This is a genomic window from Actinacidiphila yeochonensis CN732 (assembly GCF_000745345.1).
Lineage (GTDB): Bacteria > Actinomycetota > Actinomycetes > Streptomycetales > Streptomycetaceae > Actinacidiphila > Actinacidiphila yeochonensis.
The window spans coordinates 134,898-159,468 of sequence record NZ_JQNR01000002.1; the positions used below are offsets into that span (position 1 = coordinate 134,898).

Annotated in this window: 26 protein-coding genes; 4 read left to right on the forward strand and 22 right to left on the reverse strand. The window is 71.3% G+C overall.

Going from position 1 to position 24,571, the window contains the following annotated elements; translation table 11 throughout:
• Window positions 1-189 precede the first annotated feature (189 nt).
• Window positions 190-1,629, forward strand: coding sequence for a hypothetical protein (locus tag BS72_RS00995; protein ID WP_037905373.1), 1,440 nt, complete (start codon window positions 190-192; stop codon window positions 1,627-1,629).
• Window positions 1,626-2,147, forward strand: coding sequence for a GNAT family N-acetyltransferase (locus tag BS72_RS01000; RefSeq protein ID WP_063835934.1), 522 nt, complete (start codon window positions 1,626-1,628; stop codon window positions 2,145-2,147). Before BS72_RS00995 ends, BS72_RS01000 begins: the two co-directional genes overlap by 4 nt.
• On the opposite strand, the gene BS72_RS01005 is transcribed toward BS72_RS01000, so the two are convergent.
• The 7 genes from BS72_RS01005 to BS72_RS01035 form a co-directional block, all read right to left on the reverse strand.
• Entirely contained in the window at window positions 2,136-2,513 is a 378-nt protein-coding gene (locus tag BS72_RS01005) for a hypothetical protein (RefSeq protein WP_051950409.1), read from the reverse strand. The genes BS72_RS01000 and BS72_RS01005 overlap by 12 nt on opposite strands.
• 131 nt (window positions 2,514-2,644) lie before the next feature.
• Entirely contained in the window at window positions 2,645-3,802 is a 1,158-nt protein-coding gene (locus tag BS72_RS01010; protein ID WP_037905376.1) for a bifunctional class I SAM-dependent methyltransferase/NUDIX hydrolase, read from the reverse strand.
• 32 nt (window positions 3,803-3,834) lie between these two features.
• Complete coding sequence (locus BS72_RS01015; protein ID WP_037905378.1) at window positions 3,835-4,413, reverse strand: class I SAM-dependent methyltransferase; 579 nt, start codon at window positions 4,411-4,413, stop codon at window positions 3,835-3,837.
• A complete protein-coding gene (locus tag BS72_RS01020; RefSeq protein ID WP_051950412.1) occupies window positions 4,410-5,708 on the reverse strand; it encodes an MFS transporter in 1,299 nt (432 codons plus the stop codon). The genes BS72_RS01015 and BS72_RS01020 overlap by 4 nt, the downstream gene beginning before the upstream one ends.
• Window positions 5,705-6,178, reverse strand: coding sequence for an NUDIX domain-containing protein (locus BS72_RS01025; RefSeq protein ID WP_037905380.1), 474 nt, complete (start codon window positions 6,176-6,178; stop codon window positions 5,705-5,707). Before BS72_RS01025 ends, BS72_RS01020 begins: the two co-directional genes overlap by 4 nt.
• Window positions 6,175-7,056, reverse strand: coding sequence for a phosphotransferase (locus BS72_RS01030; RefSeq protein ID WP_037905381.1), 882 nt, complete (start codon window positions 7,054-7,056; stop codon window positions 6,175-6,177). The genes BS72_RS01025 and BS72_RS01030 overlap by 4 nt, the downstream gene beginning before the upstream one ends.
• Window positions 7,057-7,264: 208 nt before the next feature.
• On the reverse strand, window positions 7,265-9,205 hold the full coding sequence (locus tag BS72_RS01035) for an ATP-binding cassette domain-containing protein (RefSeq protein WP_037905384.1): 1,941 nt from the start codon (window positions 9,203-9,205) through the stop codon (window positions 7,265-7,267).
• Between the two features lie 368 nt (window positions 9,206-9,573).
• Between BS72_RS01035 and BS72_RS01040 the strand changes: the two genes are divergently transcribed.
• Window positions 9,574-10,134, forward strand: a complete 561-nt coding sequence (locus BS72_RS01040; protein WP_037905387.1) for an NUDIX hydrolase — start codon at window positions 9,574-9,576, stop codon at window positions 10,132-10,134.
• Window positions 10,135-10,223: 89 nt separating this feature from the next.
• Here the strand turns inward: BS72_RS01040 and BS72_RS01045 are convergent, their stop codons facing one another.
• From BS72_RS01045 to BS72_RS01105, 13 genes are all read right to left on the reverse strand, one after another.
• Window positions 10,224-11,057, reverse strand: coding sequence for a class I SAM-dependent methyltransferase (locus BS72_RS01045; RefSeq protein WP_037905388.1), 834 nt, complete (start codon window positions 11,055-11,057; stop codon window positions 10,224-10,226).
• A 146-nt stretch (window positions 11,058-11,203) separates the two neighbouring features.
• Complete coding sequence (locus BS72_RS01050; RefSeq protein WP_037905392.1) at window positions 11,204-11,845, reverse strand: mycothiol-dependent nitroreductase Rv2466c family protein; 642 nt, start codon at window positions 11,843-11,845, stop codon at window positions 11,204-11,206.
• 57 nt (window positions 11,846-11,902) lie between these two features.
• The gene (locus BS72_RS01055) at window positions 11,903-12,580 is read right to left on the reverse strand and encodes a 3'-5' exonuclease (protein WP_232792172.1); all 678 of its coding nucleotides are present in this window, start codon (window positions 12,578-12,580) and stop codon (window positions 11,903-11,905) included.
• A gap of 79 nt (window positions 12,581-12,659) precedes the next feature.
• Entirely contained in the window at window positions 12,660-13,625 is a 966-nt protein-coding gene (locus BS72_RS01060) for a phosphoribosylaminoimidazolesuccinocarboxamide synthase (protein ID WP_078900916.1), read from the reverse strand.
• A gap of 31 nt (window positions 13,626-13,656) precedes the next feature.
• On the reverse strand, window positions 13,657-14,454 hold the full coding sequence (locus tag BS72_RS31910) for an HAD family hydrolase (RefSeq protein ID WP_063835935.1): 798 nt from the start codon (window positions 14,452-14,454) through the stop codon (window positions 13,657-13,659).
• Entirely contained in the window at window positions 14,451-15,221 is a 771-nt protein-coding gene (locus tag BS72_RS01070; protein WP_037905403.1) for a nucleoside/nucleotide kinase family protein, read from the reverse strand. The genes BS72_RS31910 and BS72_RS01070 overlap by 4 nt, the downstream gene beginning before the upstream one ends.
• Before the next feature lie 86 nt (window positions 15,222-15,307).
• Window positions 15,308-16,414 carry a DegT/DnrJ/EryC1/StrS family aminotransferase gene (locus BS72_RS01075; protein ID WP_037905407.1) on the reverse strand — a complete coding sequence of 369 codons (1,107 nt, stop codon included), beginning with the start codon at window positions 16,412-16,414 and terminating at the stop codon, window positions 15,308-15,310.
• Complete coding sequence (locus BS72_RS01080; protein ID WP_037905410.1) at window positions 16,411-17,448, reverse strand: radical SAM protein; 1,038 nt, start codon at window positions 17,446-17,448, stop codon at window positions 16,411-16,413. Before BS72_RS01080 ends, BS72_RS01075 begins: the two co-directional genes overlap by 4 nt.
• Window positions 17,438-18,205, reverse strand: a complete 768-nt coding sequence (locus BS72_RS01085) for a dTMP kinase (protein WP_078900917.1) — start codon at window positions 18,203-18,205, stop codon at window positions 17,438-17,440. The genes BS72_RS01080 and BS72_RS01085 overlap by 11 nt, the downstream gene beginning before the upstream one ends.
• Complete coding sequence (locus BS72_RS01090) at window positions 18,195-18,722, reverse strand: phosphoribosyltransferase (RefSeq protein ID WP_051950415.1); 528 nt, start codon at window positions 18,720-18,722, stop codon at window positions 18,195-18,197. Before BS72_RS01090 ends, BS72_RS01085 begins: the two co-directional genes overlap by 11 nt.
• A gap of 50 nt (window positions 18,723-18,772) precedes the next feature.
• Window positions 18,773-19,399, reverse strand: a complete 627-nt coding sequence (gene folE / locus BS72_RS01095; RefSeq protein WP_037905414.1) for a GTP cyclohydrolase I — start codon at window positions 19,397-19,399, stop codon at window positions 18,773-18,775.
• Between the two features lie 51 nt (window positions 19,400-19,450).
• Entirely contained in the window at window positions 19,451-20,197 is a 747-nt protein-coding gene (locus tag BS72_RS01100; RefSeq protein WP_051950416.1) for a 7-carboxy-7-deazaguanine synthase QueE, read from the reverse strand.
• The gene (locus BS72_RS01105) at window positions 20,194-20,604 is read right to left on the reverse strand and encodes a 6-pyruvoyl trahydropterin synthase family protein (RefSeq protein ID WP_037905417.1); all 411 of its coding nucleotides are present in this window, start codon (window positions 20,602-20,604) and stop codon (window positions 20,194-20,196) included. The genes BS72_RS01100 and BS72_RS01105 overlap by 4 nt, the downstream gene beginning before the upstream one ends.
• A gap of 425 nt (window positions 20,605-21,029) precedes the next feature.
• Here BS72_RS01105 and BS72_RS01110 point away from each other — a divergent pair, with 425 nt between their 5' ends.
• Window positions 21,030-22,319 (forward strand): Twin-arginine translocation pathway signal, encoded by a 1,290-nt coding sequence (locus tag BS72_RS01110; protein WP_232792173.1) that lies wholly within the window; start codon window positions 21,030-21,032, stop codon window positions 22,317-22,319.
• Window positions 22,320-22,633: 314 nt separating this feature from the next.
• Here BS72_RS01110 and BS72_RS01115 read toward each other — a convergent pair whose 3' ends face one another.
• Window positions 22,634-23,545: an exonuclease/endonuclease/phosphatase family protein gene (locus tag BS72_RS01115; RefSeq protein ID WP_037905420.1), complete on the reverse strand. Its 912-nt coding sequence runs from the start codon at window positions 23,543-23,545 to the stop codon at window positions 22,634-22,636.
• The gene (locus BS72_RS01120) at window positions 23,542-24,561 is read right to left on the reverse strand and encodes an endonuclease/exonuclease/phosphatase family protein (RefSeq protein ID WP_051950421.1); all 1,020 of its coding nucleotides are present in this window, start codon (window positions 24,559-24,561) and stop codon (window positions 23,542-23,544) included. The genes BS72_RS01115 and BS72_RS01120 overlap by 4 nt, the downstream gene beginning before the upstream one ends.
• Window positions 24,562-24,571: the final 10 nt, after the last annotated feature.

Consider the following 24,571-nt stretch of genomic DNA (forward strand, 5'->3'; position numbering starts at 1 on the left):
GGCGACGGCCCAGATGGTGGCCGGCCAAGCCGTCGGCGCGGTCGGCCGGCGGCGGGCTCACCAGCACACAGCGCCCGAAGAGGCTGCGGCAGGGGGGACCGGAGAGAACGTTGAGAATTTCGCGGCGAGAGCGAGAAAAGCCGAGAATTCGCGCCCCACGCAGGAGATCTGACGTAGCGTCCGGGCGTGATGACCCTCCGCGACGCGACGTCGGCGGACGCCGGGTCGGCGTCCGCGCCCCCCTTGAACCAGGCCCTGGCCGCCGCCCTCCAGGCAGCCCGGTGGACACCCCGTGATCTCGTCCGGGCCCTCAACCCCCGCCTGGAAGCCGCCGGCCAGCCCACCTTGCACCTGACCGCCGGCCGGGCCTGGCTCAACGGCACCCGGCCCCGCTCCGCGACCGTGCGCCGGCTCGCGGCCACCGTCCTCACCGAGGCCACCGGCGAACCCTTCAACGCCGCGGACCTCTGGGGAGAACCCGCTGCGGGCGGCGCGAAGGCCGAGAAGACCGCCACCGACGACCTCGTCGGCCGCCGCTCGGTCGCCGACGTCCTGGCCACCGCCACCGCGTGGACCGCCACCGACCCGCAAGAGCAGGCCATCCTCCACCCGGCAGGCGACAGCCAGCTCCTGAGCGCCGTCTGGGACGCCACCCGGCAAAGCCCGCTGCGCACCGCCGCACCGGGCACCCAGGAGCAGGTCCTGCCCGCGTTCGTCGACGTCCTCGAAGGCCACCTCGGCCGCCTGCGGCGCCTGGACGACACCGCCGGAGGCGGAGCCCTGTCCCAGCGGTACGTGCGCATCGAACTCGCCGGCGTCCTCGACCTGGTCCGCAGCAGCAGTTACACCACCGACGTCGGCACCCGCCTCCTGGCCACCGCCAGCGGCATGGCCCAGCTCAGCGGATGGATGGCCTTCGACGCCGACCTTCACGCCGCCGCCCAGCGCTATCAGCTCCTCGCGATCCGCCTCGCCCGAGCCGCCGGCGACACCACCACGGTCGCCAACGTCTTAGGCATGCTGGCCTACCAGCACGCCGCGACCGGCAAGCCCGCCGCCGCCCTGCGCTACGCCGAAGCCGCCGTCGACCACACCGCCCGCAGCAGCCCCGTCGTCCGCGCCCGCGCCTGGGGCCGTATGGCCACCGCCCACGCCGCCGCCGGCGACGTCAGTGCCTTCCGCGACGCCACCGACCGCTGCCGGACCCTCCTGGAACACCGGCGCGACGACGACCCTCCCTCCTTGTACTACTTCACCCCCGAACAGGTCTCAGCCGAGGCCGGCCACGCCCTCGTCGAACTCGCCGCCACCAACCCCGCCCACACCAGGCGCCTGCTCGCCGAGGCAACCACGCTCCTGTCCCCCCTCACCGACCACGGCCCCACCAGCGGATTCCCCCGCTCCGCGCTCCTGCACGGCATCCACCTCGCGCATGCCCACCTCCTCGCCCGCGACCCCGACGCCACCGCAGCCACCCTCCTGCAACTCGCCGACCGGGTACCCGACGTTCAGTCCATCCGCTGCCGCAACCTCCTACGCCGGATCCGCCGTTCAGCAGGTGCCCGTATGCGCGCACCGGACGGCGCCCGTGCGCTCACCGCCGTCGACAGGGCACTATCGGCTACATGACCTTCGTGCCCACCGCCTCCGACGCCCCGGCCGCGATACGCCTGACGCCCTCCGTGATCGCCGCACCCTACGACCACCCGGACGCGCGCCGCCTGACCCAGGCCCTACGCGCCGAACAGCACACGTTGTACGGCTTCGCCGACGACCCGGACGCCACCCCCGAGGCGGACTTCGATCCGCCCGCCGGCCTGTTCCTCATCGCGAACGTCGGCGACGAGGCGGTCGGGTGCGGAGGCGTACGCCTTCTCGACGAGCACACCGCGGAGATCAAACGCATGTATGTCTCTGGCGTCGCCCGCGGCCACGGAATCGGCCGGTATCTCCTCGAACGCCTCGAACAGCACGCTGTCAGCCGCGGGGCAAAGCGGATCATGCTGGAGACCGGGCGGCGCAACTCGGCCGCCCTTGCCCTCTACCACCGCGCCGGTTACCTGCTCTGTCCCTCCTACGTTGCCGGACGCGACCCCCAAGTCAACCGGGCCATGACCAAGGCCCTCGGCAGCAGCTCACCGCGATAGCCGGGGGACCGCCCCGTCCGGCGCCGGCCTCCTGCCAAGGAGGGTGAAGTACTCCGTCGCGATGATCGACTCCCGCTCCGCTGCGGGAAGCCGGGACAGGATTCCGGGAAGGGGCCGCTCCCGCGCCGCTCCACTGCGGTGCGCCAGGATCGCGGCCAACTTCAGGTCCGTGCAGTCGCTCACGTCGACCGTCTCAGTGACGTGCTCGTCCGGAACGCTGAGCACCTTCTTACCGACCCGTGTCAATAGCACACCCAGATCGCCCACCCCCGAATCCGGGTGCGTCGCGGCGTACAGCGCATCGGGCTGCCACGGATCCCCGGCCTGCGGGTAGAGGTGCTCCGGGCCCGCGGCGTGGAACGCCAACAGGGCCAGCCGCCTGGTGGGTGCGGAGGTGGTCCGGATGGCCAGTCAGCTGGCCGTAGGCGCGGAAGAGGACGGAGGCACGGGTAAGGCCCTTTCCGGCGAACGCGGTCGCGGGCGTGGTCGGTGGCGGCCTACCGGCCGGGGGAGCCGTACGGCTGGAAGTGGGCGGGCGGGTGATCGAGCGCGAGGGTGGCGTCCCAGGCGATCAGGCACTGGGCGCTGGGAACGAACAACGGCTGGGGCAGCGCGGTAAGAGGCCAGAACCGCCAGGACCCGATGGCCTCCTCTCGTTGCTGGGGAATGCCAGACCAGCGGGTGACCAGGACGGGCACCGTCAGCCGTACGACGTCGCCCACCCGGTCCAGGAGCGTGCCCAGCACCTGTACGCCGTCGGGCTCGGCCACGAGGCCGGCTTCCTCGCGGAGCTCGCGAACAGCGGCCTCGGCAAAGGTCTCGCCCGGTTCGACGGTCCCGCCGGCGAGCTCCCAGGTACGGCGCCGGTGTTGGCCGAGCAGGATGCCGTCCGGGCCGTGCACGATCACGCCGACTCCGAGGGCGGTGTTCGGCGGAGGAGGTGCGCTGGTGCGGGGGCGGCTGGGCACGCGTTCCGGACGGCGGGCCGTGTACAGCCGGTAGGAGACCGCGTTGTCCGCCGTCGGGGAGTCGATCGCCGTGACCGTTTCCAGAGTGAGGCCGTGCTGGACCAGGAGGTCCTCCCAGAGCTGCACGCTGAGGACCCACATGTTCACCGGGTGGTCCTCGGTCGTGCCGGGCAGCCGCAGGATCTCGGGGCGCGGGGTCACCTCGGTTGAGGGCCCGGCGCCGCCGGAGTTGGTGTGCAGCGCGGAGAAGACCAGGCGTCCGCCCGGTTTGAGCCCGTTGGCCAGGGCGGGCACCAGCCGGCCCGGGTCCAGGTACGGCACGGAGCCGACGGAGTAGATCAGGTCGTACGGGTCGGCAGCACGCAGGTGGGCCACCGCGTCGGCGCACACCAGGTGCAGGCCGGGGTGGTCCGGGTAGCGGGTGAGGGCGCGCTGGTGCTGGGCGGGTGAGGCGTCGACGGCGGTGACCTCGGCGCCCAGGGTGGCCAGGTGCGCGGCGTGCCGGCCGAGGCCGCTGCCGAGGTCGAGGACACGTAGTCCCGCCACCTCGCCGAGGACGCTGATGCCGGGGCCGGTCTCCGGGATTCCCCAGTCCCACCGGTCCAGCTCCGGCAGCTGAAGTCCTCTGGTCAGCTGGTGGGTGCCGTAGGTGTTCCAGATGTCGAGGGTGTCCTTCTCGGTGGTCACCGAGTCCTCCAGCGGAAAGGGGTGAGTGGGAGTCAGGGGCGCAGGGCGTAGCAGCGGAGCACGTCGAGGTCGGCAGCCTGGGCAGCGGACCAGCCGGCGGTGAGGATTTCGGCCTCGGCGGGGCTGATCCCGAGACCGTGGAGGGGGTCGGTGCCCTCGCGGCGTCCGGCGATCTCGGTGACCACCCAGAACGTCCCGCCCGGGACAAGGAGGTGGCGGACGCGGTTAAGGAAGGCCGCCTTGTCGTCCATCCACCGGTAGACCAGGCGGCAGGTGATGACCGCGTATGCGGGCTCCGGCAGCGCCGTGAGGTCGCTGGTGGTGATGTCGCCGCACCGCCACACGGGACCGGGGACGGGGCCGTCGTCGTGGGCGGCGGCGAGTGCGACGGCGCTGGGGGAGATGTCGATGCCGGTGGTGCGGTATCCGAGCTCGTGGTGAAGGTGGCGGGCCAGGGTGCCGTCGCCGCAGCCGAGGTCGAGGGCGGGGCGACTGCGACCGGGGCCGAGATGTTCGGCCATCAACTGGGTTTCGGGGCCGTCGAGTTGCCGGTAGCGACGGCCGCCCGCCCAGAGCGGTTCCCAGTACGCGGCGGTCGAGGTCGTCGTCATGAGGCTCCTTCACGGGCGGGCGGCACGGCGGTGCGCGCGGGCGGGACGGGCATATCCCGCAGGGCGCAGACAGGGGAGGCGAGCAGAAGGATCACGGGGACGATCTGGAGGACTGTGCCGACGGTGAGGGTGCCGCGGACGCCGAGGAAGAGGGCCAGTGCGCCGGCCGCTGCGGCGGCGAGGGGCCGGGCTCCGGCGGTCACCGTGGTGCTCGCGGCCTGCATGCGGCCCTGGAAGCGGGGTTCGCACAGGATCTGTCTCAAGGACCGCTGGCTCGTCCCGGAGGCTGTGGCCCAGAACAGCTGAACGGCCAGCGTTCCGGCAAGCGCGATCTGCCAGCGCAGTCCGGACCCGGCGAGCAGGAGGGGGATCTGGGCCAGTGGGCTGACCGCGAACCCGATGATGATTGTCGGCCCGATGCCGATTCGGGAGGCGATGCGCGGGGCGAGGAGCGCCCCGGCCAGGCTGCCCGCGCCGCCGACGCCCATGATCACGCCGAACGCCGTCGGGGATACGTGCAGGTCGGCGAGGAGGTAGTACGCCCAGTACGTGTTCATGACCGCCAGGCCGAAGCTGAGCGTGGACAGGGCCGCGATCACCGTGCGGATCGTGGGCTGCCCGGCCACGTAGCGCAGGCCCTCACCGATGTCCCGCGCGAGGGTCCGGCGGCCCCCGGGCGGCGGTGCGGCGACCGATTCGGGGGTGCGGATGCGCCACACGAGCAGCGCGGAGAGAAGGTAGGAGAGGACGTCGGCGAGGAGCGAGCGGGCCGCGCCGACGGCGCCGACCAGCGCGGCGCCCGCGTTGTTGCCCGCGCTGTCGGCCACCGACGAGGCCGCGCCGAGCCTCGAGTTCGCGCGCTGTAGCAGGTGAGGTTCGACGAGGGCGGGCAGGTAGCTGATTGCGGCCGCGTCGTGCACGATCTTGGTGATGCCCAGCACGACAGCGACCGCGTACAGCTGGCCGATGCCGAGCACCCCGGCGAAGGCTGCGGCCGGGATGGTCGCGAGGCCCGCGGCCGCGGTGAGGTCCGCGGCGATCATCTGGGGCCGCTTGGCGTACCGGTCTGAGAGCGCGCCGGCCGGGAGCGCCACGACGGCGTTCGGCAGTTGGCCGAGGATGGCGAGCGCGGCGATCTGGGTGGTGGAGGCGTGGAGTTCCAGTACGGCCAGGGTGGGGAGGGCGACGGTGCTGACCGCGGATCCGGACAGGCTCGCGCACTCGCTGGCGACCAAGCGGCGCAGATCCGGGGTGGTGACCGTCGCGGCCTTGGGCGGCTGGGTGGAGGTCGTCACCCGGCCTCACCGCCCAGCAGTTCCGGGGCGATCACGTTGGCGTAGAACCGGCCGGTGGCGAAGTGGGTGAGGACCGCGTGGGTGAAGGGGTGGCAGTCGGGCGGCGGGGCGGACGGGTCGACCCACACCAGCTCGGTGTGCTTGTCCGGCTCGCGGTTGTACGGGGTGCCCTCCCACTCCCGCACGGTGAAGGCGGCGCCGATCACCCGTTCACCGTCCGCCGCGTGGAAATGGAGCAGCTGGCACAGCCGCAGGCGGTCCGGGCTGATGCGGATGCCGACTTCCTCGGCAAGCTCGCGCGCCGCTCCCTCGTTAAGGAACTCGCCCTTCTCAAGGCGCCCTCCGACGACCGTGAGCATCCCGGGTGAGTGCCACGACGTCTCCTGGTGGCGGACGGTCAGGACCCGTCCGTCGCTGGGCCGTTGGAGCAGAACCATGACGTTCCCGATGCTCCGGTGGACGGCGCTCACGACCGGTCCTCCCTCATGAGCCGGTCCAGGGTCCGCCGGCCCCGGGCGGTGACCTCGGCGTCGCCGTTGTCCGGGCCCCAGGCCAGGCAGTTGACCGCATCCAGCGCGGTCAGGCAGCGCAGCGCGTGCCGCTCGGCGTCGGACAGCTCCCGCCCGTAGGACCGGAGGAACGCCGTCTCGCGGTCCGGATGGTCGGCCCACTGGGTGGTGGCGAGGATGACGAAGTCCTGGACACGGGCGGCGGGCCGGGACCGTTCGAAGTCGACGAGGGCGAGCCTCTGGGACCACAGCCAGTTCCTCGGCTGGTTGTCGCCGTGGATGTAGCCGACGGGCACCGGGCCGACGCGGCGAAGGCGCGCAGCGTGATCCCGGATCAGCTGCTGCTCGTCCTGGGCGAGCCGGGCCCCGGCGCGAGCCAGGTACTTCTCCGCTCCGTCAGCGGCGGCGGCCAGAGAGGCTTCGGCCTCCAGGCGGTCGCCGCGGTCGAGTTCACCCGCTTCGTGGAGCCGGGCGCAGAGCGCCCCGGCCTGCTGGTGCACGGTCCGCCACCCAGCGACATCCAGGCCGAGTTCCTTCACCGGGGCGCCGAGGACCGCGGTGAGCAGCAGGGCCAGGTCCTGGGCGCGGCTGTCGATGAGGTGGGGCGCCCGGGTGTGTCCGAGGGCGGGGACGATGTGACGGTAGGCCCGGCTCTCACGGGTGAAGAACTTCACCGAGGGCGACACCTTCAGGTAGTGGTGCACCCCGCGTTCGCCCTCCAGGTCCCACACCCGGGAGCGATCCCAGTCGTGCGAGGCGTCGCGGACGGACACGACGGGGCCGATCCGTTGTTCCGCCCAGTGCTGCAGGGCCGCGGGCAGCGGCTTCGTCGGGCTCATCCGGCACACCTCGCGCCCGGGTGTGGGACGGCGGAGCGCCAGGGCACACCGCCATCAGGTTCGGTGCGGTCGGGGAACACGGTTCCTCCCGGTAGGGTGTGGGTCGCGTTGGTCGTCGGGGCGCCGGATCGGCCGACCAGGCCGGCGGATCGGCCACACCCGGCTGTTGGCGGCGGTCGGGGTCGGCTCAGGACTGCGGCGGCCGGGCTCAGGTCGGATCGGGTGCGCCGCCGGTGCGCTGCTCCAGTTCCCACAGGGTCCGGAAGAGCCCCGGTTCGCGGGTGAGCTGCGCGTACGTGCCTTCCTGGACGAGGCGGCCCTGGTCAAGGACGACGATCCGGTCGGCCACGGCGACGTTGGCGAGGCGGTGAGTGATCAGAAGGATGGCGCGGTCCTTGGCCAGGTCCCGCAGGCCGGTGAAGACGTGGTGCTCGGCTCGGGCATCGAGGGCGGCCGTGGGCTCATCCATCACCAGCAGCTCGGCCTTCCGGTGAAAGGCCCTGGTCAGGATGACGCGTTGCCACTGCCCGCCGGACAGCTGGTGGCCGCCGAACCATTCGCTGGTCAGGAGGGTGTCGAGGCCGGAACGCAGAGCAGGCAGCATGTCCGCGGCTCCGGACGCCTCGCAGGCCGCCATGAGCGCGGCGTCGCTAGTATCGCCCTGCCCCAGGGTGACGTTGTCGCGCAGCGTCAGCGGCAGGTAGGTGAACCGCTGCGGTGCCACCGCCACGTGCTTCCACGCCTCCCACGGCTCCAGCCGCGCGGTGGTCGTGTGGTCCCAGGCCACTTCCCCGGAGGTCGGCAGCAGCAGCCCGCAGATCAGCCGGGACAGCGTCGTCTTCCCCGACCCGTTCTCCCCGACCAGCGCCACGATCTCCCCGCGCCGTACCTTCAGCGACACCCCGGCCAGGCTGTCCTTGTCCGCGCCGTCGTACCGGTAGGTGACGTCGCGGACCTCGAACCGTTCCGGCGGCGCCGGCAGCACCTCGGAGCCGCGCGAGGCCACCATCGCCTGACCGTGCGCGTTGTCGATGAAGTTCTGCCAGTCCTGCACGTACCAGCCGGTGCGCACCAGCCTCGCGCCTCCGTTGATGATGCCCCGCACCGAGCCGGTCGCCGTCTGCAGGGCGAAGACCGCGCCCCCGCCCGCCGCCAGGTCCATCCGGCCGGAGACCAGCAGCCACAGCAAGGTCGCCCAAACCGCCGCCGAGGCGACTCCGCCGGCCGCCGCACCGGCCAGGCCCATCCAGGCCCCGGTGTTCGCGGCCTCGCGCTCGGAGACGTTGACGGAGGCGGCCAGCCGCCGGTAGCGGCCGAGGAGGAACGGACCGGCGAGACAGGCCCGCATCTCCTCGCTGGACTCCATGTAGGACATGTGCCAGCGCAGCTTGTGCAGCATCCGCCGGCGCCCCGACGTCTCCAGGCTCGCGAGGTACACCACGCGGGCCGCGCGCACGTACGCGGCGGCCTGCGGCAGGCACGCCAGCAGAAGCAGAGGAAGGAGAATCGGGTGGATCACGGTGAGGACGGTCGCGCCGGCGGCGAGGGTCGCCGTGGCGGCCAGCACGTCCTGGGCTTCCTCCACGAGGTCGGGAGTGACCTGCGCGCCGCGGTCGGCGATGTCGTACTGGTCGTTGTACCCCGGCTTGTTGTTCGCCGCGGCCTCGGCGCCGAGAGCCGCCTCGACCATGCTGACTTCCGCGGCCCGGGCGAGCACCGGCCGCAGACGCCCGGTCAGCCAGGTCACCGTGACCCCCAGCAGGGCGCGCAGCCCGGCAGCCACCGCGATAACGGCCAGCTGCGGAGCCGCCTCCCGCAGCCGCTCGGTGATGTCGCCGGAGGCGATCAGCGCGCTCAGGGTCCCGGTCACGGCGAACAGGCCAAGCGCGGCCAGCACGCCGGTGCCGATCTGGCACGCGAGCAGCCCGGCCGTCGCGCCCCGGTCCACCTGCCACGCCATCCGCAACGACCGGCGCACCAGCACGGGCAGGCGCCGCGCCATCGTGGTCGTCGTCATCTGCGCACCGGCCTGGAGCCGGGACTCGTCCCGGTACTGGAACTCCTCCTCCTGCGCCGCGCCCCCGCTGTCCGGAGGAGTCCCCTCCCCTTCGTTCGTGCTCGGCTGTGCTGCTGTGCTGCCCGAGGTCAAGTCGATCCCCCTGTCGGTCGGTCACGGCTGGTTCGCGAGGCTCAACGACATAGCCCGGATATCGAACACACGTTTTTCGGTCGGTCCTGAAGTCCCGGGATAGAGCGTTCGAGGAACCGTGGAAACAGCACCGACCCAGCTCTCGCAACGGCACTGCCACAAGAGGCGGTTGGCCGAATCGCCGAGGTTCCCAGGCGCCGTACGCCAGCGGGCGCGTTGGTGCGTATGGGGCCCGTCGGACTTGTAGAGTGCGGGGCTTCCGGTACGCCACGACCCTTGTGGAGCTGACTGTGCACGTGCTTGGTGGCCGCCCTCGAGCGGCCCATCTCGGCGGAACCCTCCTCGGGCCGAGCGGAGGGCGATGACCTGTGGCGATCGCTGATTGCGACATCGCGGGAGTGCTCACCGCCTACCTTGAGCGCTACCCGCAAGAGGCCGGACAACTGGCCGAGCCTCTGCGGCTCCTGGCCGAAGGCCGGGGGGTCGCCTCGCGGCGGACCTTCCCGATGCACGTCACCGCCGGCGCGCTGCTGGTCCGGGACCACGCCGAGGTCCTCCTGATCGAACACCTCGCGTACGGGATCACTTTGCAGCCAGGCGGTCATCTGGAGCCGACCGATACGACGCTGGTCGGCGCGGCGCTGCGGGAGCTGTCCGAGGAGACCGGCATCGACCCCGGACAGGTCGCCCTCGTCTCTGCGCACCCTGCCTATGTCGAGTTCGGCCAGGTGCCGGCCAGGCCCGCAAAGGGCGAGCCGGACCACTACCACCTGGATTTCGGCTATGTCTTCACGACGGCCGACGCCGAGGTCGGGCGTATCCAGGAGTCCGAGGTGACCGGCGCCGCCTGGTACCCGCTGGATCTCGCGGAGCGCCTCGTCGGGCCCCGGATCGCGCGGGCGGTCACCACATCGACCGGAATCAGGTAACCCCTCTGCCACCGGGAGCTCTCGTGGCGGTCGGCTGACGGGCAGGGAACATGCCGTCGTAGAAGACGCCGGGGCAAGCGTGTTCGGCGTCATGCCTCTTCCGGCAGCTCGGCGACGATCACGAGCCAGCTCGTCACGGTGACGTCGTCTGGCTTGGTCTGGGCGGTGGCCTCGGCGAGGATCGCCATCTTCTGCTTGTAGGAGAGGGCACCCTCGGGGTGGGCGAAAACGGGAATGGAGAGCCAGGCCGCCCTCTCAGCGGTCGTGGTGTGCTGGCCGGTGACCTCCGCGGCGACAACGTGCAGCCCGGCATCGGCCAGCAGCCCGGTGATCATGGGGAGCGGGAGCTTCGGAGGGACGGCGGTCGTCGGCGGGACGATGCCGTAGTCCCGGGTGGCGATCTGCTCGACCAGTGCGCTGAGGGAGGGCGCGGTCGGCGGGGGCAGCGCGTCGGGGTGGGTGACGCCGGCGAAGGCGCCGCCGATGTTGAAGACGAACCGGCCTCCGGGCCGCAGTACACGGTGCACCGCAGTGATCACGGCGGCGACGTCCGTCTTCCACACCGCCGAGTTGCACACGACGGCATCCACGCTGCGTGCTGGGACATGGTCGGCCAAACCTTCGGCAGGGGCGTTGATCCAGGTCAGCCGGGGGTCGCTCAGGAGTCGGCGGCCGATGTTCTGCATGGCGGCGGAGCTGTCGAGGGAGACGACGGTGGCGTCGGGCGGCGCCAGGGCGAGGATCGCCTCGGCCGTCGTACCGGTGCCGCCGCACAGGTCGACGATCACACGGCTGCGGGTGAGGCCGGCACGCGCGGCCAGATCGCGGCTGGAGGCGCTGTACATGGGGTAGGCCCGGGTGAAGGCGGCGTAGGTCTCGGCGGTGGTGTCGTCGTCCCAGCCGGTGAGGGCGTCGTACTCCAACGGGTTCCTCGTTCTCCTGGTCGGGTGCCGCACGTGGCGGGCGTGGAGTGATCTGGATCCGCTCGAACCGATCCGAACCGAACCGAACCGGCGGTGCGGGGCCGGGTGTTCTGCGTGTCCTTGGAGCCGGTCGGGTCGCGGTGGGCTCAGTCGAAGGACGGCTTGACGTTGCGGCTCCGCTTGAGCTCGAAGAAGCCGTCCGTCGCCGCGACCAACGCCAGGCCGTCCCAGAGCTGTCCGGCGGCTTCGCCGCGGGGGGCCGGAGTGATGACGGGACCGAACAGGGTCGTGCCGGCGATCCGCAGGACGGGGGTCCCGACGTCGAGGCCGACCTCGTCGAACGCCTCGTGGTGCGAGTCCTTGATGCGCTGGTCGAACTCCGTGCTGGAGGCCGCCGCGGCCAGCGAAGCCGGCAGCCCGGCCTCCGCCAGGGCTTCGGTAATGACGGTGGGGTCCTCGCGGCGCCGCTGGTTGTGCAGCCGGGTGCCGATGGCCGTGTACAGCGGCCCCAGCACGGGGCGGCCGGCGTGTTCGGCGGCGGCGGCGCAGACCCGCACCGACCCCCAGGCCGTGTTCATCAGCTCCCGGTAGTCCTCGCTGATGCCCTTGCCGCCCCGCTGGTCGAGGTTGAGGTAGGCGAGCGACATGATCCGCCAGTCGGCGCGCACCGGCCGAACCTGCTCGACTTCCAGGAGCCAGCGGGAGGTGATCCAGGCCCAGGGGCACAGCGGATCGAACCAGAACGGGACCTGGACCTCGTCGCCGCGGGTCTCTTCGGTGATCGTCATGATGCGTACCGTCCAATCTGCGAGTGGCACTGCATGGCTCGTCGTCGGGCGGATGGACTAGATGTTGAAGAGCCCGCCCTGGACTGGGATGTTGCTCTTGGCGGTGCGCCCCGCCACCTTCACCAGGGCGGCGAGGTCGGCGAGCTGCGCGGCGTCGTCTGCAGCACCGAGGAGGCGGAGGAACACCTGCGCGGTGACGTCGACGTCGGCGTAGGCCCGGTGGCGGGCGGCCGGCTGCGCGATGGCGAAGTGCGCAAGCAGGGTGTCGAGTTTGTAGTTCGCCAGGCCCGGGATGAGGTACTTGGCGAGGGGGATGGTGTCGAGGAAGTCGACACGGGACAGGGCCGGGCAGTGCTCTCGGGCGTTGTGGATGACGTTCGCCTCGGTCGCGGCGTGCTGCGCCACCAGCAGGTACCGGCCGCCAGGGGTGAAGCGCCGGTCCAGGGCGCCCATGACGTGCGCCACGTCCGGGGCGCCTGCCAGTTCGGCCGCTGTCAGGCCGGTCTGGGCCGTGTCAGCCGGTGTCACCGGGGCGAACGCGGGCGGCCGGATGAGGGAGGTGCTCCGGCCCGCCTCCGTCCACGCACCGTCCGGGCAGCGCAGGGCGAGAGCGGCGACTTCGATGGGCTGCGCCGGGTAGCCCGTCGGCGTCGTCGTCTCGAAGTCGATGACCACGAACGTCGTTGCCCGGAAGTCAGGGTCGTCGGTCAAACTGCCCATAAGTTCGCCGTTCATCTAGGTTGGGTGGCACCGCTGGCGCGCGCCCTGCTCATCGAGGAGAGCACGTGCCAGCGCCTGCCCGGGTGGGTTCTCGTCAGTGCCCGATGAGCCGGACCACGGCCGCCGTGGCCGCGGGCAGATCCGGCGCGTTCCAGAGGCGCTCGCCGGTCCAGGTCTCGCTCAGGGACCGGTAGAGGTCGGACATCACCGACAGAAACTCGTCTGGCAGGGGGGTGGGAGTGGGCCACCGGTGCCGGGGCACGCCTTCAGCGATCAGCTGGTTGACGGGGACTTCGAGCCCGTTGTTGACGTACCAGTTCCGCAGGACCTGCTTGCCGCAGTGCACGCCGTCGAAGAGCAGGCGGCTCTCGTCGGGCGTGCCGGGGCTGTCGGCGAGCACGAGGCCGCCGTCGGCCGCCACCACGAATTCGAGTTTCCCGTCGCAGTGCCGCAGGCCCACCGTGCGCGCGTGTTCGGTCAGCACGCGGTTGACTGTGACGGTGGTGTCGAGCAGGGCTTGGAACCGGTCGTCGTCCAGGCCCGTGAGGCGTTGGGCTTGTGCCGCGTCGATGTACTGGTTGACGTCGTCCAGCATGGTCGCGAACTCGAGGAGCGGGTCCTTCAGTTCCTCCCCGACCGCGGGGAGGGAGCTGAGTCCGGCCTGGGCCGGGGTGAGGGTGCCGGCTGCGAGACGGCGGTGGACGGAGCTGCCCTGCGGGAGTTCGGTGCGGACAAGGACCTGCACGGGGAGCAGGGTGTTGCGGACGTCGGGGGCCAGGGGCACGGCGTCCGGGGCGGGTAGGCGGGCGAGATCGAACTCGATGTGGCGGGGGGCGGTGAACCGGCGGAAGTGGGTTCGCACGCCGGCCGCCTCCAGCAGGGCGAAGTTGAAGGCGGCCATGCGGGCGATGGCCTCGCCCTTGCCGGGGATCAGGTCCGGCATCCGGCCGTAGTGGAACACCGTGTAGGCGTCGGTGTACTCGAAGATCCCGACGCCCGCACTGGATTGCGTGACAGGGGTGGCGACCTTCAGGTTCTTGGTCGAGTGGAGGACGGGCATCATGCTCCTCTGCTGCGACGGCCGGGAGCCGTCACCGGTCGGAATCGGCGGTGGACGGCGCGGGGACCGATGCGGGGCCGCTTTGGGTGGCCGCCCGGCGGGCAGCAGCCAGCCCGAGCGCGCAGCCGGGCGGCATCGGAACTCCGGCTCGTGACAGCAGACCCGTGGTGTCTTCGCCGCTATCGCCGGTGGGGGCCAGGTGGCCGTCGACCACCCTGAGCACGTGCATGCCGGCGGCGAGCGCGGAGGCGATGCCGTCCGGGGCGTCTTCCACGGCGAGGCAGCGCTCCGGCGGGACGCCGATGCGGCGGGCGGCCTCCAGGAACAGGTCGGGGGCGGGCTTGCCGCGTGCGGCGTCCTCCCGGGTGACGACAGCTTCGAACTGGGGGGCCAAACCCAGGGCCTCGATCCCGGGATGGACGAGGATGCGGCTGGCCGCCGACGCCACGGCGCAGGGCAGCCCGGCTTCGCGCGCCGCGTTCAGGAGCGCGACGCTGCACGCGATGGGGGCGATGGTGTTCATGTGGGCCAGGAGGTGGGCGCGGCTACGGCCGATGATCTCGTCGTGGGGCAGCTGCCGTGCGCCCGGCAGCGCGGCGAGCAGGTCGTGGATGGACAGGCCGAAGCGTCGGCGGTACCAGTCCGTGTCCAGGTCGAGCCCGTACGGCTGGAGTGCCGCCCGCAGCGACTGCTCCTGGTTGGCCGTCGTGTCGGCGAGGGTTCCGTCGAAGTCGAAGATCACGGCCAGGATGCCGTCGGGGATGGCCGGCGAGCAGCTCGCGCCGAGGGCAGGGTTCGGGCTGCTCGGTACAAGGGTCCTCTTGTTCATGTCGGCACCACTTCCGCGCGCTGTCCGCAGCACATGCACGGCGCCCCCTCGCCCGCCCACGGCTCACGCAGGCAGTCCAGGCCGGACCCCGCGCCGCCGATCCAGTCACGGATCTGCGCGGCGGCCTCGTACTCGTCGATGACGCGCCGGTCGATGACGCGGTAGCGGGCCGGGTCGGTGGCGGCGACCTGTTCGAACAGCGCGCACGCCCGGCGCATGAATGTGGCCTGCTCGGGGGTGAAGACCCGCCGGTCGCGACGCTGCGCGCGCACCAGCGCCTGGTCGGCGTCGTCGGTGACCAGGATCGTGAGATCGGGCAGCGGCCGGTAGAAGGAGGCGAGGTCGAGCAAGGCCAGGGCCGTCTCCAGAGCTTGGTCCGGGCGATCGGGGTGCAGCAGCAGTGCCTGGCACACCGCCGTGGTGTCGACGCTGCGGCCTTCGACGACCGTGCGCCCACCGGCCAGGTCGGGGAGCAGGGTGTCGAGGTCATGGCGCTTGATGGCCATCAGGAGGAGAGCCTCGGCCATGGGGGTGCCGCCGCGGAGGAACGGGTCGCCGGTGCTGGCCGCGCGCAGCGCCTGGAGCAGGGCTTCGCCCAGTCCGGGGCGTCCGTTCGCCCGCTGGGAGAACTCGTCCAGCATCAACGGCTTCTGGTCGAGGGCTTCGACGGCGCGGTTGGTCAGGTAGGTCTTGCCGACGCCGTTGAGTCCTTCGGCGGAGATCAGCGGGCCGCGCGTGCACGCGTGGCGTACCGGGGTGATCGTCACGGGCGGGAATCCTTTCGGAGACGAGGACAGGGCGCCGGAGCGGCATGCGCGGACGGGTCCGGCGGTACCGGCTTCCCGGTCGGCGGTCACGGTGCCCACGCGGCGGCCGCCTGGGCGATGACATCGGCGGAGTGGTCGAGGGTGGCCTGGGTGTCGCCCTCGGCCAGGACGACGGCGAGCGTGTGGTCGAGGATCTCGGCCGTGCCGCGGCAGGGCTGCTCCGGCCGGGGGAAAGGGGGCCGGGTGTCGCAGGGCACGAGGCGGAAACTGCCGGTGGAGTTCGGCACGCCCTGCTGCGCGAGATGTTCGGCGAATGCCCGGGGGCTGGGTAGGCCGATGTGCAGCAGTGGGGAGAAGCCGTTCCAGTCCTCATCCGCGGCAGGAGCGAGGGCGGTCAGGCCCGGGACCCGCTCCAGGGCGTTCAGGAGGTAGCGGGTCTGGGCGCGGCGCCGTTCGATCAGATCAGGCAGGCGGCGGAGGTTGGCCAGGGCGAGAGCCGCCAAGGGGGCGGCGAGGCGGGAGTTGGTGGCAAGGCGGCTGAGCGGGGCCTCTCCCGGTGGGGCGGGCTGCCAGTGGCTGCGGAAGGCGCGCGCGTGCTCGGCGACCTGGCCGCTGGCCGTGGTGAGGAACCCGCCTTCGCCGCTCCACAGGATCTTGCCGTCCTTCATGCTGAAGCAGCCGGCCGTGCCGACCGTGCCGGCCAGCCGTTCCTTCCGGACGGTGCCGACGGCCTGGGCCGCGTCCTCGACGACGGCGAGCCCGTGCTCGGACGCGAACGCTGCCAGGGCGCCGGGGTCCCCCATCCGGCCCCACAAGTGGACCGGGATGATCGCCCGGGTCCGCGCGGTGAGCTTCCGGGCCGCGTCCTCGTAGTCCAGGTCCAGGGTGGCCGGGTCGCTGTCGACGAACACCGGCGTGGCCCCGAGCGTGCGAAGGGGTGCCACGGTCATGATCACGGTGAGCGCCGGGACGAGGACTTCGTCCCCCGGCCCGATCCCGCAGGCGGACAGCGCGGTGTGCAGGGCTGCGGTGCCCGAGGACACGGCGACCGCGTGCGCGGTGCCGAGGAAGTTCGCTGCTTCGTCCTCGAACAGCCGCAGATGGACCGAGGCCGCCGGGTCGGGCATGGCCGACAGACTGGCGGTCATCTCTCGGAGGAGCGGCGACTTGTCGGGGGGCGGGGGCAGGGTCATCGGCTGGACTCCTTGTTGAGCAGACGCGGCATGTCCAGGACCAGGGGCCACATGTTCACGCAGTCCCGGCTGAAGTGAGCACAGTCCGTGCACACGGGCCGCCCGTCGAACAGGGTCCGGGCGTCCGCCCCGGCGATCGTGCGCCGCCGCTCGGCGGGGGTCGCGGCGATCCGCCGGTCGGACGGGCAGTCCCACAGCGAGCCGTCCGGCTGGACGAAGAACAGCTGCGCACCGCCGAAGCACTCCTGCACGCGCCCGCTGGCCTGGGTGGAGATCGCGGAGACGAAGCGCAGCATGGAGCCGGGCGATGGAACCTCCAGGCCCGCCGGGTCGGCCTGCAGACGGCCCAGTTCCTGGGCCACGGTCACCGTGTCCTCGGGGGTGTGCGCGAGCTCGTCGAACAGCTTGTGATCGGGTGCCAGGGAGATCGGCTGCGGCACGAAGTAGTCCACGCCGAGGTCGGCGCCCAGCCGCGCCACCTGGGTGATCTCCTGCGGCGCCGGCCGCATCACCACGCTGTAGATCCCGACCCGCGGCGCCGGGCCGGTGCCGCGGGCCCGCAGCAGTGCCTGGATGCCGGCCACCACGTCGGCGTGGCCGAACTTCCCGGAGCGCGAGGGCCGCAGGCGGTCATTGGAGGCCGGGTCCACGCTGTCCAGGGACACCGACACCCCGTCCACCTGCAGTTCGACGAGACGTTCGGCGATCCCCGGCCGGGTGAGGGGGATGCCGTTCGTGGCGATGACCACCTCGCATCCCGCGTTCTTGATGATCTCGATCAGGTCCAGGGCGGCGGGCCAGTCCAGCGGCTCGCCGCCGGCGATGACGACCCGCTCGACCGGGGAGCCCTCCAGGGTCCGCGCGAACGCGGTGATCTCCTCCCGGCTCAGGTCGTTGCGGGAGATGTGCGACAGGATGCCGAGCTGGTCCGGCGGGCTGGTCTTGTGCTCCTCCACGGTGCCGAAGTAGCAGTACAGACAGGCCACCGCGCAGCGGGAGCGCAGTCCCCACAGGAGCGTGATGTCACGACGCATGGACGGCCTCCCGCCGCTGGATCAGGTCCTCCACGGCCGCCCGGAGTGCCTTCGCGCTCTCGTCCCGGCTGCATCCGTTCACGTCCAGCACGGTGAACCGGTCGGGGTGGGCGCGGGCGAAGTCGCCGTAGAGGACATCGGCCTGTTCGATCACCACGACGTCCCGGCCGTCGAGCACCCGGCCGGTCCGGGCGGCGAACCGGCTGGTGGCGACCTCCCGGTCGCCGGTCAGCAGGACCGTAGCGTCGGGAGCGGGGCGCCAGGGGGCCATCGTCGCCAGGATGCGCTCTGCCAGCGCGAGAGGCTGTACGCCTGGGTGCTGGGCGGCCAGGATCACCGCCTGGTAGATGGCCGTGCTGTCGACCCCGCGGTCTTCGAGGATCACCTCGACGCCGGTCAAGTCGCTCTCGCTCAGGCGCTCGTACTCGCGAACCTTCAGGGCGAGGAAGGCCAGGGTCTCCACGACGGGATGCCCCGTCCGCAGGAAGACGTCCCCCGTCGAGCGGAGGGCGGCGATCACCTGGCCCGGCAGCGTGTCGCCGTCCTGGTCCGTCAGTTCGCTCAGCCGCAGGCACCGCGGGCCCAGCTCGGCCGCGACCGCACGGATCGCCTCGCTCTTGCCTACCCCGTTGAGACCCTCGACGCTCACCCACAGCGGCCGGACACGGCCGGCAGCGGCACGGGGCCCGGGAACGGTGGGGGCCGTCGCCCTCCGATCTGCGGCGCGCCCGGCCGGGGGCTCCAGTTCAGCGCTCATGCTGCTCCTCCCAGGGGAAGACGACCCAGGTGTCCGTCAGTGAGGCGATGTAGTCGATGTCGCGGTGGGGGGCGGAGCTCTGCGTCCAGTTGGCCCGGTTCACGGCGAGGACCGCGGTGCGTACCCGGGCGGGGCCGAGGTCATGGATCATCCGGGCCGTGTGAGCGAGGGTCACGCCACTGCCGGCGATGTCGTCGACGAGCAGAACGTCAAGGCCGGTGAGGTCGCCGAGCGACGCGGGGTTGCGGACGGTGGGGACCGTGCTCTTGGCGGCGTTGATGCCGTCGCTGGTGGTGCGGGTGACTTCGACGGTCCGCACGTCGCGGATCGCGAGCCGGTGGGCGAGCCACGCGGCCGGGATCATGCCGCCGCGGACGATACCCACAACCACCTGCGGCATCCCCGCGGCCGCCACCTGATGCGCGAGGGTTGCCGTCGCGGTGGTGAGGTCGTCCCACGTCAGGAACAGCGGGCCGGGCCGATCAGCACGTAACGGTGAAGTCGACGATGGTTCCATCTGCTCTACCTCCTTATCGGTCGACTCGCCTGCCGGTACCTGGGAGCGCGTCACTGGGCGGCGGCGAGGGTGAGGAACTGCTGGGAGAGCACCGGGTCGCTTTTGAACCGGCCGCCCACCTGCAACGTGGTGGTGCGGGCAGCATCCATCCGCACGCCCCGCATGCTCATGCACAGGTGCGTACCGCGTACGCGGACGGCGACGTCCTCGCGCCCGATCACGTCGGTGAGGTATCCGAAGAGTTGGCGGGTGAAGCGTTCCTGGACCTGGAGCCGACCAGCGAAGCGCTGCGCGATCCGCCCGAATTTGGACAGGCCCAACACCTCACCGTCCGGTACATATCCGGCGGTGACCTCCAGGCTCATGGGCAGCATGTGGTGCTCACACAGCGACCAGACGTTCATGCCGCCCACGATGACCAGCTGGTCGTTCAGCTGGGATTCGGTGAAGCAGGTGTCCACTGCGGCGCCGTCGGGGGACAGGAACGCCTTCCACCAGGCCGCGACGCGGCCCGGGGTGCCGATCAGCCCGTCCCGGGTGGGATCCTCGCCCAGCTCGACCAGGAGCTGGGCGATCAGGCCGGCGACGCGGTCGGTGTCGATGCCCGGCGCGGACCGGGCGGGTGCGGGTACGGCGGCACTCAGGGCCGTCTCAGGGCCGGTGACTGACGTCGTCATGGGCTTCTCTCGCTTCCGGGGGCAGGGGAACGAAGGGGCAGGGGCGGGAGATCAGCGGCCTCGCGCGTCCGCGAAGGCCAACACGTGCAGCCGGGTGGTGAAGTACCAGTGCCGGGCCGCGACCGCGTCAGCGAGGACCCGGGTCGTGGCGGTGATCTCGTCTGCGGTGGTGCCCTCGGGCATCACCCACACCGGCGTCAGCCGGTGCGAATCGGCGAGCTCGGCGATGCGGTCGAGGTCGGCCACCGAGGAGGCGACGAACTTGAACGTCGCTCGCCCGGACGCTGCGAACGCCTCGAGCACGGCGGGCACCACGCTCTTGGCTTCGTCCATGCCGAAACTGGCGATCTTGGGCGACACGTTGAAGCGGACCCCGCAGACCACCAGTTCGGGCACGGGCGCGATGGTGCCGTTCGTCTCGAACTCCACCCGCTTCCCGGCGGCCAGCAGTCCCTGGACGAGCGGCACCAGGCGGGCCTGCTGGAGCAGCGGCTCCCCACCGGTGATCACGATCAGCTCCACCGGCGAGGACGTGGCCCAGGCCACGAGGTCCGCCGCCGTCTGCTTCGTCGACTCCTTGCGGGGGTCGAAGTGGTCCCAGTCCCACGTGTACTTCGTGTCGCACTTGGTGCAGCTGAGGTTGCACCGGGACAGGCGGATGAACAGGGCGGGGTGCCCGCAGCTCGGGCCCTCTCCCTGGAAGGTCGGCACCTTGACGCCGAAGCACTCCGCGACGATCAGCCGGAGTGCGGCGTCGCTTGCCGCCGGGTCGATGTCGACCGGCTCGAAGGTGGTCACCGCTCCTCCACGTCGAAGCGAGCCCAGCTGCTCGCCGTCTCGCGTACCAGGACGGCGACCAGGCGGCCGGGGATCTTGGGCTGGAGGTTCTGGATGACCCAGCCGGCCAGGAACTGAGCCAGGCGCTCCGAGGTCGGCTCAAAGGGGAGAATCTCGTGCAGGTTGCGGTGGTCCAGCTCGGCGGCCAGGAACTCCTTGAACGGGGCGAGCGCGCCGAAGTCCGTCACGAAGCCGGGCCCCTCCAGGGTGGGAGCGGTCAGGATGACCTCGACCTCGTAGCTGTGGCCGTGCTGGCGGGCGCACTTGTGCTCGGGCGCCAGCCCGAGAAGGCGGTGGCCGGCCTCGAATCCGAACTTCTTGCCGATGGTGAAGGCCCCGGGCGGCAGCTGAACGGAACTCAAATCCATGATCTTCCTTCGAGAGTCGATGACGAGGCGGCCATGGCCGCCACAGGGATGCGCATCGAGTCGGCCGCCGGCGGCGATCCCTGGCGGCTTGGGCGCTCGCTCCTCGTTCCAAGACCAGAGCAGACGGGCGGACCAGGGTGCGGTTCAGAGCGCGGTAGACGCCGCTCATCACGATGCATTCGCGACTGACTAGCCGTCATTGCCGGTGTTCTGTAGGAACATTGACGGGTCTGCGCAATGTCCGTCCGAGGGCCTCGTCGGCCTGGACGGCTCAGGGATTTGGCCGAGCGGCGGAGGGCCGGGCAGTGGGCGGAGTTACCCGAGGTCGGCGTGCGGAGATCCAGCGGGAGGCATCCCGGATTCGTGCTCAATGTCAACGAGACGGGCACACCCAGGAACGGATCGTGACTATCCTCCGGACGGCGTTGCCAGAGCTGACAGCCCTGGAGGCGTGGCGCCTCGCGCTGGGATGGTCGCGGCCACAGGCGATCCGCGAGGTCGCCGCCGTCTACCGGTCCGATGGGCTGCTGCCGCCAGGGCTGACGCCGGCCACGCTTTGCCGGTACGAGCACGGGCAGGAGGAGCCCGGAGACGAGTACCGCCTGATGATCTCGCGAGCGTACGGGGCACGCCCCGACCAGCTCGCCCTGGAGACACGCCACCTGTGGTGCAGCACCTGCGCGTCCCCGCCCCCGCTCCACTACGGTCAGTTCCAGCGCGAGGAGACGAACACCAGTCGAAGGGGATCCATGACGACCGCCAGTGGCCTGCCTGCCATCCGCGAATCCGTGCAGTGGGCCGTATCGGAGGCGCCGGACGACTTGCCCGCCCTCGCTGCCCTGGCCGAGGCGGCCGTGGAGCACTACGCCCTCAACTACAGCAAGCACGCCCCGGCCATCCTCTTCGGCGAAGTCCGGGACACCCGCAACCTGCTGTCCAACGCCATCGCAGCAGCCGAGCCCGCGATCGGCCAACGCCTTCGCCGCCAGGTCGGCTGGCTCTCCGCGCTCCTGGGGAATCTGTGCTTCCACCTGGACGACCGGCCGGGCGCCCGAGCACACCTCACCCTCGCCTCGACATTCGGCCAGTCCACTCAGGAGCCGGCGCTGACCGCCTGGGCCAGCGGAGCGCTGTCCATGGTCGCCGCCGCCCGGCAGGACTGGGACCATGCACGCGAACACGCCGACTACGGGCTCCAGCACGCGCCAGCGGGCCTGCGCCGTGCCCAGCTCCTGGGCTGGGCCCTCCTCCCCACCCTGGCTGCCCTCCACCGGGCATCGGAGGCCGACGACGTCATTGCAGAGAGCGACTCGATCATGGCGTCCGGCGTCGGGCTGCCCGGCCGCTTCGGATACGACCTCGCAGAGCACCGTCTCCACGTCGCTGAGGCGTACCTGACACTCGAACGCGGCGACCGGGCTGCCGACGTGGCACGCCAGTCGGTGGCCGCCGCACCCGAGCAGACCCCCGGCTGGGTGGCTGCCACCCTCGTCCTTGCCCTCGCCGAAGCCCGCGACGCCCCGGAGCAGGCCGCCACCCGCGCGCTCGGCGTACTCGACCTCATCCCAGCGCCGCGCCTTCGCGCGACCTCCCGCCACCGCTTGGTGCGTCTCGGCCGCCTGCTTGACAGTGCCACAGTCACTCCAGCTGCCGAACTCGCCGAGCGACTGCGAGCCCTTCCGGAACCGATCCGCCCGGACGGAACCGCTGCATAGCCGCCCCGGACGGTCAAGGAGCCGCACCTCCGGTGAGGGACACTCCGAGCTAGTTGCTACAGGCGCGGGTGTGGCGGTACTAGGTCGACGGCGCGTCACGTGATGACCTGGGCGAGCTGCCCCAGCCGGGAGATGACGACGGTCCGCTCCGCCCGGCAGGTACCAGCCCCGCTGGTTGTAGGTGGGTAGGAGCAAGGCGATCTCACCGTCCAGTTGCCACAAGGCGAGGGATCCGGCCGCTCGGGGATGCCACCGGGGCGTATCCGGCTGAAGCTGCCGCCGGTGGCGGCGCAGCAGCGTGGTTATCGCCCTGCTCATGAGGTAGTGCGACGGTTGAGGATGTCGTTGAGTCGTTCACCGTTGAGGGTCAGGCGGAGGATGTGGTGGTCGGAGACGTCCTCGTCCACTTCGATCACGTCGAACCCGGCCACCGCGGACAGCAGTTCGGGGGTGAGGTAGGCCCGGTCGACCCGGCTGTCGGGGCCGTGCGTGTCGCAGGCGTTGACGGTGCGTGAGAGCGCGGTCGGGCTGCCGTGGGCGGAGGTCGCCCAGTACAGCGCGGCGTCCTCAAGGCCGGCGGTGCGGAAGGCAGCGTCCGGGCGGGTGTCCGGCACTCGCTCGCCGGACGGGCCGGCGTAGGAGCGGTGAAGTCTGTGGGGCTCGTTCTTGATCGAGGCGAGGTCCGGCAGTGTCGGATCTCCCGGCGTGCCCGGTGTCGGGTAGGAGTTGTGGTCGCCGGCGAGGACCGCGGGCAAGGTGTGACGCTGCCCGTCGGACGTGGTCCAGCCCTTGTCCGCCCAGGTGGTCGCCCACTCGGCCTCCAACTGGCGCTGCGTGGAACTGGCGTAGTTGAGGTGGATGGACACCGCGTTGAAGGGCAGGGCGTCGGGGCCAGCGTCCTCGTATTTCAAGGTGAGGGCGGTGGGCGGCAGGACGAAGTGCGGCCCACGGCTGTGCGACCAGTCCCGGACGACGGTGAACTTCGCCGGGTTGTAGAACACGGCCGTGCAGGACTCCTGGCCGAGGACACCCTGCATGTCGAGCGTGCGGGCCTGCGCGTTGAAGATCGTGCCGCCGTTGTCGCCGGCGTCCCAGAGTTCCTGGCGGAAGAGGATGTCGGGCTTCAGCCTCTTCAGCAGTTCGTCGCCGGCACGGCGCCGGTCAGGGTCGCTCTTGCCGTTGTTCTCGAAGTTCCAGCAGAGCAGCGTCAGCGGTTTGGCACTCATGCGTGAGTCGTCCCTTCCGGGGTGGTGGTCAACGGCTTCTCCGTTGCGACGGAGCGGGTCAGGGCGGCGCTGGGAGGAAGCGGGGAAATCTCCCGCCGAAGGGCTTCGGCCATCCTTCGGCGGGAGATGACGACCTCGACCGCGTGGTGATCCGAGAGCCCTGTGGTGTCCAGGACCTGCACGGCAAGGACCGCCTGCACCAGCCAGGGGTCGAGGTAGACACGGTCGATGCGCTGTCCGCCGCCCTGGCCCTCAGCCGCGTGTCCGGCGGTCGGTCCCAGCGCGCCGGTCATGCCCAACTGACCCGAGGCGTAGCGCGCCGGATCGTGCAGCCCGCATCCCAGCAAGGTGTCGTCGAGGTAGGTGCAGCTCACGCGGGACCCGCCGGGGCCAGCGTTGGTGCGGTGCCGCACGTGGGTACGGTCCGTGACGGCCGGGCTCGTCCAGTCGACGTGCGCGACCTGTTCGCCATGGAGGAGGGGGTATTCGTTGCAGTCTCCGCCGCCGAGGAATGCCGACCCCTTCTTCATCTTGTCGGCGAGAGCCGTGAGTTCCTCGGCTTCGCGCTCCCGACCGCGGGGGGAGTTGAAGGCGGCATGCCACGAGGACACGACCAGGTCGACCTCGGGCACTTCGGCGAGCTGGGTGACGACGATGGTGGGTGGGGTCCGCCAGTACCGCAGTTGCTCCAGGCGCTCGGCGCGCGGGAAAGTCTCGGGGCGCAGGAAGAGGGCGGTGGGGTTGCGGCCCGACCCGTTCGGACTCAGGAAGCCCTTCATCCCCAAGATGTCCTCCGCCGCATGAAGTCGACGTTGGCCGTCCAGGTCGCTGTAGGTCGCTTCCTGGCGAAGGATCACGTCAGGGCGGCGGGGCGCGAGAAGCTCCTCGTGCGCTGCCCGCCACCTCGGCGGGTGGTCTCCGTTTTCCTGGTCCTTTCCGCCGTCCTTCTCCAGATTGAGGGTGATGACGCGCACGACCGGCTCGCCGTACTCCTTGAGCGCCGAAGACGTGGGCACGGGTCCTCCT